The sequence below is a fragment of the Mesorhizobium sp. M7A.F.Ca.US.005.03.2.1 genome (assembly GCF_003997795.1).
GTDB classification, from domain to species: Bacteria; Pseudomonadota; Alphaproteobacteria; order Rhizobiales; family Rhizobiaceae; genus Mesorhizobium; species Mesorhizobium ciceri.
The window spans coordinates 1-1,956 of sequence record NZ_RZRP01001030.1; the positions used below are offsets into that span (position 1 = coordinate 1).

3 protein-coding genes are annotated in these 1,956 nt (G+C 64.1%); 2 read left to right on the top strand and 1 reads right to left on the bottom strand.

Annotation, left to right across the window (positions count from 1 at the left end; all coding sequences use genetic code 11):
- Positions 1–993: metallophosphoesterase (locus tag EN991_RS34150; RefSeq protein WP_127370387.1), on the top strand; the 993-nt coding region annotated here is incomplete at its 5' end.
- A 57-nt stretch (positions 994–1,050) separates the two neighbouring features.
- On the opposite strand, the gene EN991_RS34155 is transcribed toward EN991_RS34150, so the two are convergent.
- A complete protein-coding gene (locus EN991_RS34155; RefSeq protein WP_024505721.1) occupies positions 1,051–1,230 on the bottom strand; it encodes a CsbD family protein in 180 nt (59 codons plus the stop codon).
- A 198-nt stretch (positions 1,231–1,428) separates the two neighbouring features.
- On the opposite strand from EN991_RS34155, the gene EN991_RS34160 reads away from it, so the two are divergent.
- On the top strand, positions 1,429–1,956 hold a 528-nt coding region (locus EN991_RS34160), incomplete at its 3' end, for a glutathione S-transferase family protein (protein ID WP_164769591.1).

The window sequence follows — 1,956 nt, forward strand, 5'->3', positions numbered from 1 at the left end:
TTCCTGTTCATCGCCGATGTCCATGCCTGCCGCATGGCGAGCGGCTTGAGCCCCAACTGCCTGCAGGAAGGCAAGACCGACGCCGCGCTGCTGCGCAACGTGGCGGCGCTGAATGCGCTTGGCGACAAGGACTGGCCAACTGAGATCAATGGCGTCGCCACCGGCCTGCGTTCGGCCGGCAGGATAGGCACGCCGCTCGGCCTTGTCGTCGGCGGCGACATCACCGACGATGGCGGCGGCCAGATCACGCAGCCGAGCGAGGGCACCCAACTGCTCCAGTTCAGCCAGCGCTACAGCCAGGGCGTCGGTCCCGATCGCGTGCACATGCCGGTCTATATCGGGCTCGGCAACCATGATCTCGACCAGAACGGCCCGCCGCACCATGTCGACTGGTATCGGCGCGAACTGCGCGATTATGTCGAGGTCAACCATCGCGCCGGCGTGTTCTTCAAGCCGCCGGTGCCTGCCACCGACTACGATGTCGACACCGACTGTTACTCCTGGGACTGGGGCGGCCTGCATCTGATCCAGACGCATCGTTTCGCCGGCGATACCGGCCACGGCGCCGAGAGCAGCCTGCCATGGCTGAAGCAGGATCTGGCGACCTATGCGGCGGACGGCCGTCCGGTCATCCTGTTCCAGCACTATGGCTGGGACACTTTCTCGGTGGAACGTTGGGATGCCGCCAAGCGGCACTTCGATGATGACGGCAGTGGTGCGCCGCATTGGTGGAGCGAGGCCGACCGGCAGGCGTTGCTGGCGGCGCTGAAGGGCTACAATGTCGTCGGCATTTTCCATGGCCACCAGCACGAAACGCCGCTGATCTATCGCAGGGACGGGATCGACCTGTTCAAGCCGAAGGCTGCCTATATGGGCGGTTTCGCGCTGGCCAGGGTGACCAGCGACGGCATGGACGTGGTGCTGGGCGAGGCGGCCGGCGATCACGGCGAGGTCGCCTTCACCAATGCTTTCAGCAAGGGCTGGAGCACCTGAAAAAGGCGGCCTTCGCGACCGCCTTTCCCTCGATAAAGCGCGTTTGCCGATGTCGGATCAGAGCGCCTTCTTGACCTTGTCCTTGACGTCGCCATAGGCCTTCTGCACCTTACCGGCGGTCCGGTCGCCCGTGCCTTCGGCCTGGGTCTGCCTGTTGCCGGTCGCCTTGCCCGCGGCTTCCTTGACCGAGCCCTTGACCTGCTTGGCCACGCCCGCAACCTGATCCTTGTTCACCATTTTTTGCGCATCTCCTGGGGTTCTGAATTCGGAGGAATTCATTTGCGGTAGCTAACGAGCCGGCGTCGGTTAGGTTCCAGGCGTCGCCCGGACGGCAGATCAGGTCGCGCGGCCGCCGCCCTGGGGCAAGGCTGGTGGGCTAGGCTGCGAACACGCGTCGACCATGGAATTTGGATGGCCGTGCATGCGGGGAGAAAAATGGCTGAATTCACGCTCTATATCGGCAACAAGTGTTTCTCCTCATGGTCGTTGCGGCCATGGCTGGCGATGAGGCATCTGGAGATCCCGTTCGAGGAAGGTTTCGTGCGGCTGCGCACGCCTGAAACCTTTGCCAATCTGGCGAAAGTGTCGCCGACCGGTCAGGTGCCGGTGCTGAATCACAATGGCAAGATCGTCTGGGAAACCCTTGCCATCCTTGAATATCTCGCCGACCTGTTTCCCGAGAAAAAGCTCTGGCCGGCCGATATCGACGCCCGCGCGCTGGCGCGTTCGGCCGCGAGCGAGATGCATTCCGGCTTTCGCGAGGTCCGCTATGGCTGGCCGATGAATTTGCGCCGGCCGAAGGGCCACAAGCCGCTCGACGCCGAGGGCGAGGCGCAACGCGCCCGCATCGAGGCGCTGTGGCGCGAGTGCCGGGAAAAATACGGCAGGGGCGGCCCGTTCCTGTTTGGCCATTTCACCGCGGCCGACGCCATGTATGCGCCTGTCGTCACCCGTTTCGCCCCC

Coding starts and splice junctions, on each gene's coding strand:
- EN991_RS34155 (WP_024505721.1), bottom strand. CDS start 1,230: ATGGTGAACAAGGATCAGGTTGCGGGCGTGGCCAAGCAGGTCAAGGGC.